13 protein-coding genes and 2 pseudogenes are annotated in these 16,798 nt (G+C 70.9%); 7 read left to right on the top strand and 8 right to left on the bottom strand.

The features are described from left to right. Together ABZ078_RS26425 and ABZ078_RS26420 are read right to left on the bottom strand one after the other, a co-directional pair. A pseudogene (locus ABZ078_RS26425) lies at positions 1–91 on the bottom strand (polyprenyl synthetase family protein); the annotation flags it as partial. Beyond that, positions 88–861, bottom strand: a pseudogene (locus ABZ078_RS26420) (L,D-transpeptidase family protein); the annotation flags it as partial. The pseudogenes ABZ078_RS26420 and ABZ078_RS26425, both read right to left, overlap by 4 nt. Positions 862–1,137: 276 nt before the next feature. Between ABZ078_RS26420 and ABZ078_RS26415 the strand changes: the two are divergent. Both ABZ078_RS26415 and ABZ078_RS26410 read left to right on the top strand, forming a co-directional pair. After that, positions 1,138–2,718, top strand: a complete 1,581-nt coding sequence (locus ABZ078_RS26415) for a methylmalonyl-CoA mutase family protein (RefSeq protein ID WP_356579080.1) — start codon at positions 1,138–1,140, stop codon at positions 2,716–2,718. A 92-nt stretch (positions 2,719–2,810) separates the two neighbouring features. Beyond that, a complete protein-coding gene (locus tag ABZ078_RS26410; protein WP_356579078.1) occupies positions 2,811–3,386 on the top strand; it encodes a Uma2 family endonuclease in 576 nt (191 codons plus the stop codon). A 24-nt stretch (positions 3,387–3,410) separates the two neighbouring features. On the opposite strand, the gene ABZ078_RS26405 is transcribed toward ABZ078_RS26410, so the two are convergent. The 5 genes from ABZ078_RS26405 to ABZ078_RS26385 all read right to left on the bottom strand — a co-directional run bounded on the left by ABZ078_RS26405 (position 3,411) and on the right by ABZ078_RS26385 (position 9,103). Next, on the bottom strand, positions 3,411–4,223 hold the full coding sequence (locus ABZ078_RS26405) for a sulfotransferase (RefSeq protein ID WP_356579076.1): 813 nt from the start codon (positions 4,221–4,223) through the stop codon (positions 3,411–3,413). A 171-nt stretch (positions 4,224–4,394) separates the two neighbouring features. After that, positions 4,395–5,306, bottom strand: a complete 912-nt coding sequence (locus tag ABZ078_RS26400; RefSeq protein ID WP_356579074.1) for a class I SAM-dependent methyltransferase — start codon at positions 5,304–5,306, stop codon at positions 4,395–4,397. A gap of 63 nt (positions 5,307–5,369) precedes the next feature. Then, a complete protein-coding gene (locus ABZ078_RS26395; protein WP_356579101.1) occupies positions 5,370–6,482 on the bottom strand; it encodes an acyltransferase in 1,113 nt (370 codons plus the stop codon). A 303-nt stretch (positions 6,483–6,785) separates the two neighbouring features. Next, on the bottom strand, positions 6,786–8,117 hold the full coding sequence (locus tag ABZ078_RS26390) for an alpha-2,8-polysialyltransferase family protein (RefSeq protein WP_356579072.1): 1,332 nt from the start codon (positions 8,115–8,117) through the stop codon (positions 6,786–6,788). Beyond that, entirely contained in the window at positions 8,117–9,103 is a 987-nt protein-coding gene (locus ABZ078_RS26385; protein WP_356579070.1) for a glycosyltransferase family 2 protein, read from the bottom strand. The genes ABZ078_RS26390 and ABZ078_RS26385 overlap by 1 nt, the downstream gene beginning before the upstream one ends. 198 nt (positions 9,104–9,301) lie before the next feature. Between ABZ078_RS26385 and ABZ078_RS26380 the strand changes: the two genes are divergently transcribed. From ABZ078_RS26380 to ABZ078_RS26365, 4 genes are all read left to right on the top strand, one after another. Next, positions 9,302–10,648, top strand: a complete 1,347-nt coding sequence (locus ABZ078_RS26380) for a DUF6716 putative glycosyltransferase (RefSeq protein ID WP_356579068.1) — start codon at positions 9,302–9,304, stop codon at positions 10,646–10,648. Positions 10,649–10,689: 41 nt separating this feature from the next. Then, positions 10,690–11,955 carry an N-acylneuraminate cytidylyltransferase gene (locus ABZ078_RS26375; protein WP_356579066.1) on the top strand — a complete coding sequence of 422 codons (1,266 nt, stop codon included), beginning with the start codon at positions 10,690–10,692 and terminating at the stop codon, positions 11,953–11,955. Positions 11,956–11,969: 14 nt separating this feature from the next. Beyond that, complete coding sequence (locus tag ABZ078_RS26370) at positions 11,970–12,908, top strand: N-acetylneuraminate synthase family protein (protein ID WP_356579064.1); 939 nt, start codon at positions 11,970–11,972, stop codon at positions 12,906–12,908. Between the two features lie 154 nt (positions 12,909–13,062). Continuing rightward, a complete protein-coding gene (locus ABZ078_RS26365; RefSeq protein WP_356579099.1) occupies positions 13,063–14,133 on the top strand; it encodes a hypothetical protein in 1,071 nt (356 codons plus the stop codon). Positions 14,134–14,566: 433 nt separating this feature from the next. Here ABZ078_RS26365 and ABZ078_RS26360 read toward each other — a convergent pair whose 3' ends face one another. Continuing rightward, positions 14,567–15,232: a class I SAM-dependent methyltransferase gene (locus ABZ078_RS26360; protein ID WP_356579062.1), complete on the bottom strand. Its 666-nt coding sequence runs from the start codon at positions 15,230–15,232 to the stop codon at positions 14,567–14,569. Positions 15,233–15,437: 205 nt separating this feature from the next. On the opposite strand from ABZ078_RS26360, the gene ABZ078_RS26355 reads away from it, so the two are divergent. Beyond that, on the top strand, positions 15,438–16,658 hold the full coding sequence (locus ABZ078_RS26355; RefSeq protein ID WP_356579098.1) for a M20 family metallopeptidase: 1,221 nt from the start codon (positions 15,438–15,440) through the stop codon (positions 16,656–16,658). Positions 16,659–16,798 lie beyond the last annotated feature (140 nt).

Below are 16,798 nucleotides of genomic sequence, written 5' to 3'. Positions count from 1 at the left end.
CGGTGGCCTTGCCCTCCCGTATGTCGTCACCGACCGGCTTGCCGGTCTTGGCCGGATCGCCGAAGACGCCGAGGAGGTCGTCGCGCAGTTGGAGGCACCGGCGTAACCCGTCGCCGCGAAGTCGGACGAGTAGTGCACCGCCTGACCGCCGCTGAAGAACATCGCGTACGGCATCGGCGAGTCATAGAGCGTCGACACATGGTGCCGGGACTTCCAGTAGACGCTGAACACACCTTCGCGCGTCGGGGTGTACTGCGAGCCGAACCGCACCGGCACCGTCAGCACCGTCCGCCCGTCGATCATCCAGCGCAGCGTCCGGCTCGACTTGCTGACGCACAGCACCCGGCCGGTCAGGCACCGCGCGTCCGGCGCGTCGGCCGGCTGGCCGCCCATCAGATACAGGTCCCACTTGCCCGGTTCGCGCGTCATCTTCAGCAGCCGCTGCCAGGTGACCTCGTCGGTCTTCCCCGTCTTCGGCAGTCCCCGTTTGCCCTGGAACCCCTTGACCGCCTGCTCGGTCAGATCGTCGTAGGTCCCGGTCGGCCCGTCGAAAAGCCAGGCGATCTGCCGCAGACGGGCCTGGAGCTCGCGTATGTCACGGCCCTCGTCGCCCCGCGACCACAGCACTGCCGGTGCCGCGGGCGGGGCCGAGGCGCTCGGTTTGTCGTCGGGTGGGGCGGCCTTCGGGGACGGCGTGCCGCTCGGGACCTCGATGCGTACCGGCGAGCGCTGCTCCTCGCCCGCTGCCCGCACCGTGCAGCCGCACAGCACCGCGAGCGCGGCGCCCGAGGCGAGCACGGCCGTCGATCTCCCCACGCGCACGCGACCCGTACGGCTCCCCCGCCCTCTCCCGCCGCACATCCGCCCCATGTCCCTGGTACGCATCCCGACCCCCGGCGTCTCACCGCGGCCGCCCCCGACCGCCCTGATGTCACCTGAGATGTTCCCCGCGCGTGACCGGTTGCGAACTACGCGGCATGGTTGGACACAGAGAACGCAGCAGAACGCAGCAGAACGGGTGCTGTGAGCAAGGTCCCAGGAAGGGGCCCTGCATCGGGCGCACGGCCGCCGCTACAGTCCGTGGCGAGGCCGTTCTGTACTGGCGAGTAAGAGAGCCGAGCATCGCGGAGGCACACCATGGCGCGTGAGTCGGAGTCCGGACTGCCCATCGAGCCGGTCTACGGGCCGGACGCGCTGACCGGCTGGGACGCGGCCGAGAAGCTGGGCGAGCCGGGCTCGTACCCCTTCACCCGCGGCGTGTACCCCACGATGTACACCGGCCGCCCCTGGACGATGCGGCAGTACGCCGGCTTCGGCACGGCGACGGAGTCCAACGCCCGCTATCGCGACCTGATCGCGCACGGCACGATGGGCCTGTCGGTCGCCTTCGACCTGCCCACCCAGATGGGCCACGACTCCGACGCGCCGATCGCCCACGGCGAGGTCGGCAAGGTGGGCGTGGCCATCGACTCCATCGACGACATGCGGGTGCTGTTCGGCGGGATCCCGCTGGACAAGGTGTCGACGTCGATGACGATCAACGCGCCGGCCGCGCTGCTGCTCCTGCTGTACCAACTGGTGGCGGAGGAGCAGGGCGTCCCGGCGGCCCAGCTCACCGGCACGATCCAGAACGACGTGCTGAAGGAGTACATCGCGCGCGGGACCTACATCTTCCCGCCGAAGCCGTCCCTGCGGCTGACCGCCGACATCTTCCAGTACTGCAAGGCCGAGATCCCGAAGTGGAACACGATCTCGATCTCCGGCTACCACATGGCCGAGGCGGGCGCGTCGCCCGTGCAGGAGATCGCCTTCACCCTGGCGGACGGCATCGAGTACGTGCGCACGGCCGTCGCGGCCGGCATGGACGTGGACGACTTCGCGCCCCGCCTGTCCTTCTTCTTCGTCGCCCGTACGACGATCCTCGAAGAGGTCGCCAAGTTCCGTGCCGCGCGCCGCATCTGGGCCCGGGTGATGCGGGAGGAGTTCGGCGCGAAGAACCCCAAGTCGCTGATGCTGCGGTTCCACACGCAGACGGCCGGTGTGCAGCTGACCGCCCAGCAGCCGGAGGTGAACCTGGTGCGCGTCGCCGTCCAGGGCCTGGCGGCGGTGCTCGGCGGCACCCAGTCCCTGCACACCAACTCCTTCGACGAGGCGATCGCGCTGCCGACGGACAAGAGCGCGCGGTTGGCGTTGCGTACGCAGCAGGTCCTCGCCCACGAGACGGACGTGACGGCGACGGTCGACCCCTTCGCGGGCTCGTACGCCATCGAGAGGATGACGGACGACGTCGAGGCGGCGGCGGTCGACCTCATGCGACGGGTCGAGGACCTCGGCGGCGCGGTGGCGGCCATCGAGCACGGCTTCCAGAAGAACGAGATCGAGCGCAGCGCCTACCGGATCGCCCAGGAGACCGACTCCGGCGAGCGGGTGGTCGTCGGTGTCAACCGCTTCCAGATGGACGAGGAGGAGCCGTACGAGCCGCTCCGTGTCGACCCCGCCATCGAGGCCCGGCAGGCGCGGCGGCTCGCGAAGCTGCGGGCCGAGCGGGACCGGGCGGCGGTGGACTCGGCGCTGGCCGCGCTGAAGAAGGCGGCGGAGGGGGAGGACAACGTCCTGTACCCCATGAAGGAGGCGCTGCGGGCGCGGGCGACCGTGGGGGAGGTGTGCGACGCCCTGCGAGGGGTTTGGGGGACCTATGTGCCCTCGGACGCGTTCTGAGCTGGGCGATTACTTCGTACGAGTGATCGGGGGCGGGAACCGCATGTCCCCGGTTACGCTCGTGGAGAGTGGGCCCCGAAAAGGAGGACGCCATGGCCGTACTGCAGCAGGAGCTGACCCTGAGCGAGGCTGCCGATCAGCTCGCCCGCGCACTGCCTGGCCACCGCGTGGAGATTCTCCAGGGGAGGCTCACTGTGACACCGCCGCCGGATGGTTCGCATGCCCTGTCGCTGACGAAACTCGGCAGGGCCTTCGATCGGGCGGGGCTCGTCGAGGCGGGGTACGAGTACGTCCAGGGCGTCGGGCTCTGGCTGCCCACACTGCCCGCGGACTTCGCGATCCCCGACTTCTCCGTCGTCGACCCGGACTTCCGCGACGCCCATGTCACGAAGAACTACTACGCGCCGAACGTTTTCCGCATGGTCGTGGAAGTGACGTCGTCCAACTGGTCGGACGACCTCGGTCCCAAAGTCGAGTGCTATGCCCAGGCAGGCATCCCGGTCTACCTCATCGCAGACCGCAAGCACGACGAAGTGCTCCTCTACACCGACCCGGAGGACGGCGCGTACGCCGCCCCCCGGCACTTCAAGCGTGGCCAGAGCGTGCCCGTGCCGGAGTCCGTCGGCGTCCGCGTCGAACTCTCGGTGGACACCCTCCTCGACGGCTGATCGGCCAGCACAGCCCGCCGCCGTTCAGGCGGGGTACCCCCACGCCTGGGCGAGTTCCTTCAGGCGTTCCGGGAGTTCGACGCTCGTGTCGGCCGTGTGGGCGGGCTGGACGCGGCCGGACCTGATGGTGCTGGACCAGTCGCCCAGTTGCGGGCGGAGAACGCCGTGGTCCTTGCTGCCGTAATCGAGCATGCCGGGCTCCCAGGGGACGTCGAGATACGCGCAGATGCCGCGGGTCACCCGCTCCGGCTCGGCGGTCAGCTCCTCGTAGGTGATCACATGGGCGGCGAGGTTCTGTCGTGCCTCCTCCAACTTCTCGCAGTAGCCGAGGACTTCGGCGCGGATGGCCTCGTGGTCGGGATCCGACCGGCGGTTGGTCAGGGACGTGATGACCGCGGCGGGGTGCCGCAGCAGGACGATATGGCGTGCCCGCGGCCAACATCGTCGCAGCCGGGGCCACATGAGGGTGTTCGGCGGGGTCTTGTCGACGATGACGTCCTTGCCGCTGCGGGTGAGTTCGAGGTGCAGCACCCGGTCCCACAGCACGTGCTCCAGCTCGTTCTTGTCGAGGTGGAGCTCCTTCATGGCGTCCGCGGTGAACTCGCGGGACAGGTGGACGTGCACGGTGCGCAGGTGCATCTCGTGCGGGGCCCGGATCTGGCTGTGGCTGTTCAGCAGCATCCGCAGCAGGGTCGATCCGGAGCGCACCGAGGACAGCACGAAGACCGGCGACTCCACCAGGCGCGGGGCCGGCGGAGCGGTGTAGGAGTCCATGGCCGGCCGAGGCGAGGGAATGGCGTCCATGCCTCGGCGAGGAGGGCTCACCGCCTCCTTCATCAGTCTTCCTCGGCGCTTGAGTCCCTTGCCGATCGCAGCAATCCGGGGGTCTCGCACAGTGACACCTTTCTCTCGCGCTCGCGCCGTGCCCTCCCCTATCTCAGGGGCTGCGGATGAACCGCGGGTGTCCCGCAGGAGGAGCGAGTGTGGGGCGGGTGCGCTCGGAACCGGCTAACGGCGGCTCGCCCGTGCCCGCCGTACCGCCCGGGTGACGATCGGCGGCAGCACGTCCGCGCCGATGCGCCGGACCAGGGAACGGCGACGTGCGGGCGCGGGGGCGGCTCGCCGTTCGGAGGCAGGGGGATTGCGCGGCGCGGGTTCCGCGTAGTGCCGGGAGCGCGGGAACGGCGGCGGCTGTATGCCCTTGGCGCGGGTGCGGATCAGACGGTGACCGGCGGCCTCCTGCACGCTCAGGCCGACATCCGTGCGCTCCCGGATCATCGCGAGCAGCTCCTCCTGCAAGGGCTCCGGATCGCCCCAGGTGCCGTACAGCTTCTGCGTGCTGAGGCACACCGGGCGCAGCCCCCGGTTCAGCACGGCCTCCCAGGTCGCCACGGAGACGCCCGGCGTGTGCTCGGAGCGGAAGTCGTCGAGGACCACGATGCCGTCGGGGAGCAGGAGTTCACGCGCCGCCGCGATGTCGTCGCGGACGTGCTCGTAAAGGTGAGAGGCGTCGATGTGGACGAAGCGGCAGGTGCCGGGGTCGACTTCCTTGCTGATCACGGAGCTGGGCGCCTGGATCACCGTCGGCAGGGTGTCGTGGAAGGAGAGGTAGTTCCGCTCGAAGGCCTGTTGGGTGAGGGAGGAGTACGACTTCGTGGTCTCGGCCTGGTTGGGACCGTCCGGGGCGTCGCCCTCGAACAGGTCGCACACGGTGAACTTCTCGCCGTCCCGCAGATGGTGGCCCAGAAGGATCGCGCTCTTGCCCAGGTAGGCGCCCAGTTCCAGCAGGTCGCCCCGCATCCCCTTCTTCTCCTGCTGGTCGAGGAACCAGGTGAACAGCACCTGGTCCAGGGGCGGGAACCAGCCGGGGACGTCCTTGAGCTCGCCGGGATACTTGTCGGTCGCTTGTGCGTTGGCCATGCCACGAGCCTTCTCTCTGGGCGGCGCTCGAACCGACGCCCGGTTGAACGTCGCGTGAACAGTTCAGCGCGCCTTCGCCAGCACCGCCCGCAGTCGCGGCGTCAGCGGCTTCTCCACCCAGCGGTGGAGCAGCCATGCCAGCAGGAGCATCAGGCCGGTCGTCAGGGCGAAGGTCTCCGCCGACGGCAGGCCCAGGTCGCGGTGCAGGGTGTGGATCACCACCCAGCCGAGGTGCTCATGGACCAGGTAGAACGGGTACGTCAGCGCCCCCGCCACCGTCAGCCAGCGCCAGTTCGCCCAGTTCAGCCAGCCCAGCGCGATCGCGGCGACCGCGAGGAAGCCCAAGGCGACGACCAGCACGATGCCGAAGGACGTGCGGTGGGCGAAGGCGTTCGGGTCGGTGGCGTTCCACAGGTTCTTGACCGCGTAGTGCTGCCCGACCAGGAAGCTCACGGCCACGATGCCCCAGGCGTAGGCGTCCCGCCGGTCGCGGTGGACGAGGTAGAGGCCTATGCCGCCGATGAAGAACGGGGCGTACTCGGGCATCACCACGACGTCCAGCAGCGGCTCCTGCGCGCTCTGCGCGACCGCCGCCGCCAGCGTCCAGACCGTACAGAAGAGGATGACGCGCTGCCGGTTCACCCCGGGCAGCACGACGCACAGCGCGAACAGCGCGTAGAACCTGACCTCCACCCACAGCGTCCAGCACACCCCCAGCACCCGGTCCACGCCGAGGGGGTACTGGAGCAGCGTCAGGTTCAGCAGCGCGTCGCTCGGCGACACCGCCTTGTAGGCGACCACCGGCAGGGCGAACACCGCCGTCACCAGGACGACCGCCACCCAGTAGGCGGGCAGCAGCCGGGAGGCGCGGGAGGCGAAGAACGACCGCAGGGGCCGGCCCCAGCCGCTCATGCAGATCACGAACCCGCTGATGACGAAGAAGATGTGGACGCCGAGGGGGCCGTAGGCGAAGTACGTGTGCAGCGTCGGGAACTGCTCCTTGGGCGAGCTGCCCCACGCCTGGGTGACGTCACCGTCGCGACCGCCGTAGTGGTACGCCGCCACCATCAGCGCGGCCACCAGCCGCAACCCGTCCAGGGCCCGCAGCCGGGGCACACGGTGCGGCCGTGCCGGTGCCGGCCGCCGGGTCGGTTCGGGGGCCGGGCGGACGGTCATGCTGGTCACGAAAATCCCCTCGACGGGCGGCGCTGAGGCTCGGCTGTTTCTGCGGACGCGTCCTCACATTCCTGTGGGCGCCCCAGCACACTAGTCCGAATTGCAGAAAGCACCTCGTTGACCGCCCAACCATTCTCCGCCCGGTCCCGAGGCGTTCACCTGGACGTCGTTTTCGGTTTCTGGATTTTCCCAACATCCGCCCATGCCGCGGTCACCGCAGTAAAGGCGGGGATCGGTTGGGCGGTGTCCGGGATACTGAGGGCACCGCCCCGCCTCACCGTGAAAGCAACGCCTTCGGCCGGTTCAACGGCGAACGGCCTTCTTCAGCGCCCGCGCCCGCCGCACCACCCTGCGAGCCGTGGAGTTGCGGGGCAGGAAGGACAGCCGCTGCGGGATACCGCCGGGCAGCCCGAGAGAGGTCAGCCGCTTGCGCTTGAAATAGCGCTGGGTGCGCGGGCCGAAGTGCTTCGCCAGGTAACGTTCCGCCGCCGGGCGCAGGCCGGGGTGGATCTGCGGCTGCATGGAGAAGCCCACGGCGGTGACCAGCCCGTTCAGGTCCTCACCCGGGACGGCGTCCTCGCCCTCGCGGGACTCGAGGTCCGGCAGCACCGCGTCGGCCAGCACGGCCGGGACACGGTTGCTGTTCTGGTAGGGCGTGAGCCGGTCGAGGAGGGGCTCGGTGCCGATGCGGGCGACCGGAAGGTCGTAGAAGGAAGAGGCCGTGAACAGTGCCGTCGAGAAGCAGCCGACCACCAGGCCGGGCCGGGCCTTGTCGAACAGCACCTCGGCGAGCACGGGCGTGTCCAGGACCGTGAGCTCCACGTCCAGCTTCTCGGCCTCGGCCTCCAGGGCGCGGCTGAATCGGGCCGGCGCCGTGGGGTGCGGCTTGAAGACGACCGAGCGGTGACCGCGGGCGACCGCGCCCCGCATCATCCGCACGTGCAGGTCCTCCTCCTCCTGGACGGAGAGGATGTTCAGCGCGGACAGGTACTGGCCGAGCAGCAGCGCCGCGTTGTCCGGCAGCTCGGGCAATGCCGGTATGGCCGCGGTGAGTTCGCTCATCACCTTCAGGAAGGCGGGCGTCGGCACCTGCTGCGGCGGCACGTCGAACTCGGTCAGCAGCAGCGGCGTGAGCCCCGGCACCAGGTCCAGGTGCAGCAGCCGCCGTACGCGCGTGCCGACCAGCGGGTCGAGCTTGTTGCGTGTGGGGCCGTAGCTCATCAGGCCGTCGGCGTAGACGTCGATCGGGGCGCCGGTGAACAGCTGGGCCACCGTGAGGGCGGGCGTGACCTGGATGGACTCCAGGACCAGCTCGACACGGTCGTCGCCGAGGCCCCACAGCAGCCGCAGATAGCGCTCGAAGAGGGGGATGTCGTCGGTGCGCGGCGTCCAGGCGCCGGGGTGGAACGGGCGGATGGCCTCGTTCCAGGACAGCACGTCGTCGAAGTGGGAGCGCAACGGCTCGAAACCGGGCATGGCGTCGAGGGGCGTCGTGGTCTCCGGCGTCGCGGAGTTGTTGAACACCAGCAGCACGCGCCGCTCCGCCTCCTCGAAGAGGTCGGAGTCGATCGCGGCGGCCAACGTGGCGACGCCGTACAGCGTCGAGGCGCAGAAGATCTGGGTGGTACGGGGCATCACGCGGCCGCCTTCGCTGTGGTGACCCGGCGCCGCAGCCGCCGCAGCTTGGTGGAGCGGCGCAGGTCCATGGTGTCCAGAACGTCCCTGAGCGCGTCCTGCGGCATGCGCTGGATCGCCGCCGCGCTCATCGACCGCAGCTGCTTGGCCACGGCCGGCTCCCACTTGGCCTCGTCGGAGAGATGGTGGGCGATGATCGCGCAGTACGTACGCACCGCCTTGGGCAGCAGCCTGTCGGCGTCCGGGTCCGCGGCCGTCTCCTCGACGACCTGGTCGAAGGCGCGGATGAAGTCGAGCTGACGGGCGTCGCCGATCTGGGTGAGGGACGAAGCGACCCCGCGCCGGTAGAACACACCCAGCAGGCTCACCGCGGCGAACGACTCCGCCTCGCGGTGCAGCTTCCAGATCCACGGCCGGTCCTCGGCCGTGCGCAGCCCGTGGGTGAAGTGCAGCAGGCCCTTGTCGAGCAGACGGCGGTGGTAGGCGCCAGCCCAGGCGTAGGCGTAGTCCACGGACGTCGTGCGGTCGGCGGGCAGGATCGCCTCGCGCGGGTTCAGCACCTCGTTGCGCCGTCCGACCGGGACCCGGTGCACGGAACGGGCCCGCGCGGTGGCCTGCACATGGTCGGTGCGGATGAAGTCGCAGCCCAACTCCTCGATGGCCGTGACAAGTTCGTGGAGGTAGCCGGGGGCGAGCCAGTCGTCGCCGTCCAGGAACGTCAGGTACTCGCCCCGCGCCGCGTCGAGACCGGTGTTGCGCGCGGTGGCGAGCCCTCCGTTCTCCTCGTGGTGGATGACCCGTACCTGCGCGACGTCCGCGAGCTCGTCGGCCGCGCGGTCGAGAATGGCCGGGGTCTCGTCCTTCGATCTGTCGTTCACCAACACGAACTCGAAGTCGCGGTGCGCATTCATTCGAAGGCTTGTGAGGGTGTCCGGGGCATATTGCTGCACGTTGTAGAACGGCACGATCACGGAAAGCTTTGGCACCTGCAAAACCTTAGGAGGCTGCCCGGCAGGGGAGTTTTCCGGTGAGGGTACGGCGGGTGAACTCAGTGTGTCGGAACGGTGCATCGCGTGTGCTTTCCGGTAGTTGACGGCCCAGTTCGGCTCTCGGTGGGCTGTTGTTAACTTTTCGTTGAATCGCGGTTGGGCCACACCTAGAAATTGCTTCCTAGCGTCTTCGTCGTGCCGCCAAGTACACCGAAGTCCCTCCGCATCGCAGTCCTCGCGGACTCCGACACCCGCTGGAAATGGGGTGCGCTGACCGCCACACGCATCGCTCCGGGCCCGTCCATGGAAGCCGGACCGCGAGGCGCCACGCAAGTCGGCCCCGTGCTGGACGGTTTCCTGCTGCGTGGCCGGGCCACCCCCACCCCACGCCAGCTCCAGGAGGTCGGCGTCCACGCCGACTCCCTCCGTGAGGTGACCGCCGTCGAGTTCCTGCGCACCATGGCGCAGGAGTCGTACGACATCCTGGTCGTCGCCCTCGTCGGCGGCGGCGTGCAGGCCGTGCTGCACGGTCTGAAGCGGGTCTGGGAGGGGCAGCCCCGGCGCCCCGTGGTCGTCACCGGCTATGTCGGCGTCGTCTACGAGAAGCTCGCCGACGGTCTGCTGCTGCGGCACGGCGCGGACCTCGTCCTCGCCAACTCCCGCCAGGACGCCGAGCGCTTCCGCGCGGTGTACGACGGGGTCGGCGCCGACGCCTCCGCGGTGACCGAGGTGGCGCTGCCGTTCCTCGGCGGGGAGCCCTACACGGGCGAGCACGACCCCTACACCGTGGTCTTCGCCGCCCAGCCCTCCGTGCCGGACAACCGCAGGGACCGTACCTACCTGCTGAACCGCCTCATCCAGCACGCCCGCAAGCACCCCGAGCGCGAGGTGCTGCTGAAGCTGCGCTCCAAGCCGGGCGAACACACCACGCACATCGAGGAGTTGCCCTACCAGAAGCTGGTGCAGCGCCTCGACCCGCCCGCCAACTTCCGCCTGGTGTACGGGAACATGGGCGAGGTCCTCGACCGCACCGACCTGCTGGTCACCATCAGCTCCACGGCCGCGCTGGAGTCGCTGCACCGCCGTGTCCCCACCGTCGTCCTCACCGACCTCGGCGTGCGCGAGGTGCTCGGCAACCACCACTTCGTCGGCTCCGGCTGCCTCGCCTCCTGGGACCAGCTCGACGACGGGCACCGGCCGGTGGCCGACGAGGAGTGGGTGGCCCGGCAGGGCGTGTGCGCCGACGGCACGTACGCCACCGCCTTCGACGCCGCCCGCGAGCGCATCGCCAAGCTGCTGGACCGCCCCGCCGGACTGCCCGCCCTCACGCCGTACTACACCCCCGCCACCGCGCCCGGCTATCTGCCCGGCATCCTCGCCCGCCACCACCTCGGCCCCGACGGCAGCCCGCTGCCCGGCGCCCCCGCGCACGACAAGGAGCCCGGCCCGGTCCGGCAGATCGTGCGCCGGGCGGCACGCGGCGCCTACCGGCACGGCGTGCAGCGCGTGGCGCCCGTCATCCGGCGGATGGGGGAGCTGTGAGCCGCCCGATACCACGTCAAGGACGTCAAGGAGCAGAACCCATGTCCAACCCGGAAGCGGGCCAAGGCGCTTCGGTGCGCCGGGTGCTCGCGGTGATTCCCGCGCGCGGCGGCTCCAAGGGCGTACCCGCGAAGAACCTCCTCCCCGTCGGCGGCGTCCCGCTGGTGGCCCGCGCGGTGCGCGAGTGCCTCGCCGCCCGGCTGGTGACCGACGTCGTCGTCTCCACCGACGACCAGGCCATCGCCGCCGCCGCCCGCGAGGCCGGCGCCGAGGTCGTGCTGCGCCCGGCCGCCATCGCCGGCGACACCGCCACCTCGGAGGCCGCCGTCCTGCACGCCATGGACGCCCACGAGGCCCTGCACGGGGCGCCGGTGGACGTGGTCCTGCTCGTGCAGTGCACCAGCCCGTTCATCATCCGCGAGGACATCGACGGCGTGGCGGGGGCGATCGTCGAGAACGGCGCGGACACCGCGGTGACCGTGGCCCCCTTCCACGGCTTCATCTGGCGTGACTCCGAGGACGAGGTGACGGCGGGCTCCGTCGCCGAGGCCGACGCGGCCGTCGGCGGCGGCTACGGCGTCAACCACGACAAGTCCTTCCGCCCCCGCCGCCAGGACCGCCCCCAGGACCTCCTGGAGACCGGCGCCGCCTACGCGATGGACGCGCCCGGCTTCCGCAAGCACCAGCACCGCTTCTTCGGCCGCACCGAACTCGTGCGGACCGAACCGGCCCGCGTGCTGGAGATCGACGACCCGCACGACCTCGCCCGCGCCCGCGCCCTGGCACCGCTGTTCGACGCGGACCGGCCCGGCGCCCTCCCGACCGCCGACGACATCGACGCGGTCGTACTGGACTTCGACGGCACCCAGACAGACGACCGGGTGCTGATCGATGCCGATGGAAAGGAGTTCGTCTCCGTGCACCGCGGAGACGGCCTCGGCATCGCCGCCCTGCGCAAGAGCGGCCTGAAGATGCTGATCCTGTCCACGGAGCAGAACCCGGTCGTCGCCGCCCGCGCACGGAAGCTACGGATTCCCGTGCTGCACGGCATCGACCGCAAGGACCTCGCGCTGAAGCAGTGGTGCGAGGAGCAGGGCATCGCGCCTGAGCGCGTGCTCTACGTCGGCAACGACGTCAACGACCTCCCGTGCTTCGCCCTCGTGGGCTGGCCCGTGGCGGTCGCGAGCGCCCACGACGTCGTGCGCGGCGCCGCACGCGCGGTCACCACCGTCCCCGGCGGTGACGGCGCGATCCGAGAGATCGCCAGCTGGATCCTCGGCCCCTCTCTCGATTCCCTCCCCCAGTAAGGACATCTTCTGCCATGAGCACCAACTCCCGTCTGCGCGCCTTCGGTTCGCGTGAGGTCGGCCCCGGTCGTCCCGTCTACATCTGCGGCGAGATCGGCATCAACCACAACGGCGAGCTGGAGAACGCCTTCAAGCTCATCGACGTGGCCGCCGAGGCCGGCTGCGACGCCGTGAAGTTCCAGAAGCGCACGCCGGAGATCTGCACCCCGCGCGACCAGTGGGACATCGAGCGCGACACCCCCTGGGGCCGGATGACCTACATCGACTACCGCCACCGCGTGGAGTTCGGTGAGGACGAGTACCGCCAGATCGACGAGTACTGCAAGGAGAAGGGGATCGACTGGTTCGCCTCCCCGTGGGACACCGAGGCCGTCGCCTTCCTGGAGAAGTTCGACGTCCCCGCCCACAAGGTGGCGTCCGCGTCCCTGACCGACGACGAGCTGCTGCGCGCCCTGCGCTCCACCGGCCGCGCGGTCATCCTCTCCACCGGCATGTCGACGCCGAAGCAGATCCGCCACGCGGTCGAGGTCCTCGGCTCGGACAACATCGTCATGTGCCACGCCACCTCCACCTACCCGGCGAAGGCCGAGGAGCTGAACCTCCGCGTGATCAACACGCTGGAGAAGGAGTACCCGAACGTCCCGATCGGCTACTCCGGCCACGAGACCGGCCTGCAGACCACGCTGGCGGCCGTCGCCCTCGGCGCCGTCTTCGTCGAGCGCCACATCACCCTGGACCGCGCGATGTGGGGTTCGGACCAGGCCGCGTCCGTGGAGCCGCAGGGCCTCACGCGCCTGGTCCGCGACATCCGCACCATCGAGGCCTCCCTCGGTGACGGCGTCAAGAAGGTCTACGACTCCGAGCTCGGCCCGATGAAGAAGCTGCGCCGCGTCACCGGCGTGGTCGCCGAGGCGGAGATCGCCGCGGCGGCGGGCGAGCCGGTCCAGGTCTGAGCCGGAACACACCGAGCCCGAGTGCGCCGACTCCGGGTGCCCCGAGTGGGAGCGCTCGGGCTCGGCGCCCTTCGGGCTCGTGGGAACACGCGCTGGAACACGAGCTGATTACGAGCGCCGCATGAGCGCCTTACGACGGGACGGTCGTACGTCGATGAGCCCCCGCGCCGGGAACACCGGCCCCCGCACTCTCGCCTTCGTCGAGAGCCCGGTACAGCTCCTGAACGTGCTGGAGTGGGCGCATGCCCGCGAGCCCGCCCTCGGCGCGGGGCTCACCCTCGTCGTCCTGTCCCCGAACGACCCCATGACCCGCGGCCAGCTGCGGCGGATGGCGGAACTGGCGCGCGAGGACGGACACGAGGTCCGCTGGGAGGAGGCGCGGGGCGGCGCGGCCGCTCCCTTCCAGACGATCGGCGGCCTCGCGGGCCTGCTCCGCCGGGCCGACCGCGTGGTCCTGGGCGACCCCTTCTCCCGCTACGTCCAGCTCCTCCTGACGATCACCAAGGCCCGCGACCTGGTCGTCGTCGACGACGGCACGGCGACCATGGAGTTCGTCGCCCAGCTCGCCCGAGGCGAACGCCTGGTCCGCTGGCACCGCAAGGGCGGCCGCCCCGGCCCCCGCGACCTGGTCTTCGCGCCCGTCTCCGCCGCCGCCCGCAAGCGCCTGACACCGAGCGACCACCGCAGGGTCGAGATCTTCTCCTCGATGCCGATGGAGGAGACCCCGGTCGGAGTGACCGTCACCGCCAACACCTTCGCCTGGACCCGCGACCGCTTCGGCCCGCCCCGTATCACCAAGGGCGCGGACATGGTCGGTACGTCCCTCGTCGAGACCGGCGTCGTGGACGGCGACCGCTACCTGGAGGCCGTCCGCTCCCTGGCGAAGGCCCACGGCGCCGCCCGCTACTTCGCCCACCGCCGCGAGAGCGCGGACAAGCTGCACCGGCTGGCGGTGGAGACCGGCCTGGAGGTCGTACGCCCGGACCTCCCGCTGGAGCTGATCGCCCGCCGCGGCCCGATCGGCCGCACGATCCTCAGCTTTCCGTCGACCGTGGTCCACACCCTGCCGCTGGCCCTGTCCGGCACGGATGTCCGCGTGGCGGTCTGCGACATCGACCCCGCGTGGCTGACGGAGAGCGCCTCGCCGCGGGCTCAGGGCTTCCTGTCGGGCGTCACGGGGACGGCACGAGACGTGCACCGGCTGTCGGCGGTGAGCGCGGTCTAGGGGCCTGTCGCGAAAGTCGCGTCGTCGCCCGAAGGGCGTGCCGGGCGTCGCGTGGCAGGCGCCACTTTCGCAACAGGCCTTAACGGCCGGGGCCTCGCACCGGCGGTCCAGGGAACGGCGGCACGCGGTGGACGACGCCTCGGCGCGGGACTCCCTGCCCAGGGCGACCGGACCGACGCGCGACGTGCAGGGCCCGTCGACTGGCGGCCTGGGCCGATCGCGCGGGAGGTGCGGGTCGGGGGTGGGCGTGGGGCAGCGGGGTCGGGACGGAACGGTGTGGTCCGGGCCGGTGGGCAGCGTGGTCCCGTGGTGCGGGTCCCCGCTGGTCGACGGGCGGGGTGACGGGTCCGGTCGCGCGGGGGCGCCGGGTGGCGCGCGGGCCGACGGCTCGTGCGGCCGGCTGAGGGCAGGGATCGGCGCCCGGCGGCACGCGTCAGCGCGGACCGGCAGGGGGTTTCCCGGCGAGGAGGACCGCGCGCGGGCGTTCCTCCCCGCCCTCGGGCTCCCGCACGATCCGGGCGGACAGCCGTAGGCCCGCCTCGGTGAGGTGGGCGATCACGGTGTCAGCGGGCCGCCAGCAGCAGTCCAGCGCGATCTCCTGGCCGAAGCGCTCGGTCAGGCGCAGACGGTCCTCGGCGGCGCCGGACCGGAACGCCGGCAGCACCGGGGCGCCCGGCATCAGCACGCGGGGGAACTCGGCGAACGTCGAGGGCAGGTGGTCGTCCGGGACACGGATGACCGAGTACAGCGCGACGATCCCGCCCAGCGTCCCCTCCGGCAGGTCCGGCGACGTCATCGAGCCGACGTGGAACCGCAGTTCGGGATGGCCGCGGCGAGCCGGCGCCACCATGCGCGGGGAGAGGCCGACGCCGAAGACCGGCACGCCGAGCGTGTCGAGGTGGGAGGTGACGGACCCGGACCGCCGGAGGGAGCGGTCCAGCGGGTGGCTGTCGGCCGGCCGGTCGGAGAAGCGGTCCGCGTAGGCGGGGGCGATGGCTCCGTACGAGGCACGGGTGGCCTCGACGAAGTCGGGGATCCTGGGGTACTCGGCGGTCGAGGCCGCACCCTGGTGTCGGCGGACAGGTGTCCGGGAGTTCACCGGGACCGCGCGATCCCGACAGGTGAACAGAACCGACGGTTCTGTCCCCGGCGTGGTATGCGTAGAGAAAAGAGGTACTTACCCATCTCCATCCACGCCCATGCGTCGAGCGGCCGGATTTTCTCCCTCCAACGGGTTGAACTTTTGTAGATCGAGGGCGAGTTGGCCACCCCGGCGTCCTACCCTGTAGAGGGTGAACCAACTGATGTCCCCAGAGTCCGAGGCCGATCACACCGGGGAAGCCGCCCTTCCCGGCACCTTGCCGGAGGCGCTCCGTGCGGAACTCGTCGAGTTCCGGCGCGACTTGCACATGCACCCGGAGCTCGGCAACCAGGAGTTCCGCACGACCGCCGCGATCAAGGCCCGCCTGGAGAAGGCCGGCCTTCAGCCCCGCGTGCTCACCTCCGGAACCGGCCTCGTCTGTGACATCGGGGAGTGGGACGGTGAGCGGCCCATACTCGCCCTGCGCGCCGACATCGACGCCCTCCCCATCCCGGACACGAAGAGTGAGTGCCCGTACCGCTCGACCGTGCCCGACCGGGCCCACGCCTGCGGCCACGACGTCCACACGACCGTGGTGCTCGGCGCCGGGCTGGTCCTGGCCGACCTGCTGCGGCGCGGGCAGCTGTCCCGCCCCGTCCGCCTGGTCTTCCAGCCCGCCGAGGAGGTGCTTCCCGGAGGCGCCGCCGACGCCATCGAGTGCGGGGTGCTCGAAGGGGTGGGCCGGATCCTCGCCGTGCACTGCGACCCCAAGGTGGACGCCGGGAAGGTCGGGCTGCGGCACGGGCCGATCACATCGGCCTGCGACCGCCTCGAGATCGCCCTGGACGGGCCCGGCGGGCACACCGCTCGCCCCCACCTGACGACCGACCTGGTCACCGCCGTCGCGCGGGTCGTCACCGACGTGCCCGCGATCGTCGCCCGGCGCACCGACGCCCGCAGCGGCCTCTCCGTGACCTGGGGCCGGATCGAGTCCGGCCACGCGCCGAACGTCATCCCGCAGCACGCCGAGCTCTCCGGGACCGTCCGCTGCCTGGACCTCGACACCTGGCGGCAGGCGCCGGACCTCGTGGTGGCCGCCATCGACGAGATCGCCAACCTCCACCGCGCCAAGTCGGAGATCAACTACGTCCGCGGCGTCCCGCCCGTCGTCAACGACCCGTCCGCGGCCGACCTGCTGCGCGACGCCATGATCGCCCGCCGTGGCGCCGAGTCCGTCGACGGCACCGAGCAGAGCCTCGGCGGCGAGGACTTCTCCTGGTACCTGGAGCACGTCCCCGGAGCCATGGCCCGCCTCGGCGTCCGCACCCCCGGCGACCGGATCGGCCGCGACCTGCACCAGGGCGACTTCGACGTCGACGAGTCGGCCATCAAGGTCGGCGTGGAACTCTTCACCGCGGCGGCCCTGCTCGACACCGACGCGTAGCCGAAGACGAGCGGGGACCTCGGCTCGGGCCCCGAGAGCCGGAGCGGCGGGGCGGGTGCCTGCCGCTCCGCGCTCTGAGTCCCGCACCTCTCGCCCCGTGCTTGGCCAGTTCTTGTCCGAAGCAGTAGCGGAATCTGAAA

The organism is Streptomyces sp. NPDC006385 (genome assembly GCF_040612485.1).
In the GTDB taxonomy this organism is placed as follows: Bacteria; Actinomycetota; Actinomycetes; order Streptomycetales; family Streptomycetaceae; genus Streptomyces.
Note: the sequence above shows the minus strand (reverse complement) of the source record. Positions and strands in the feature narration are given on the sequence as shown.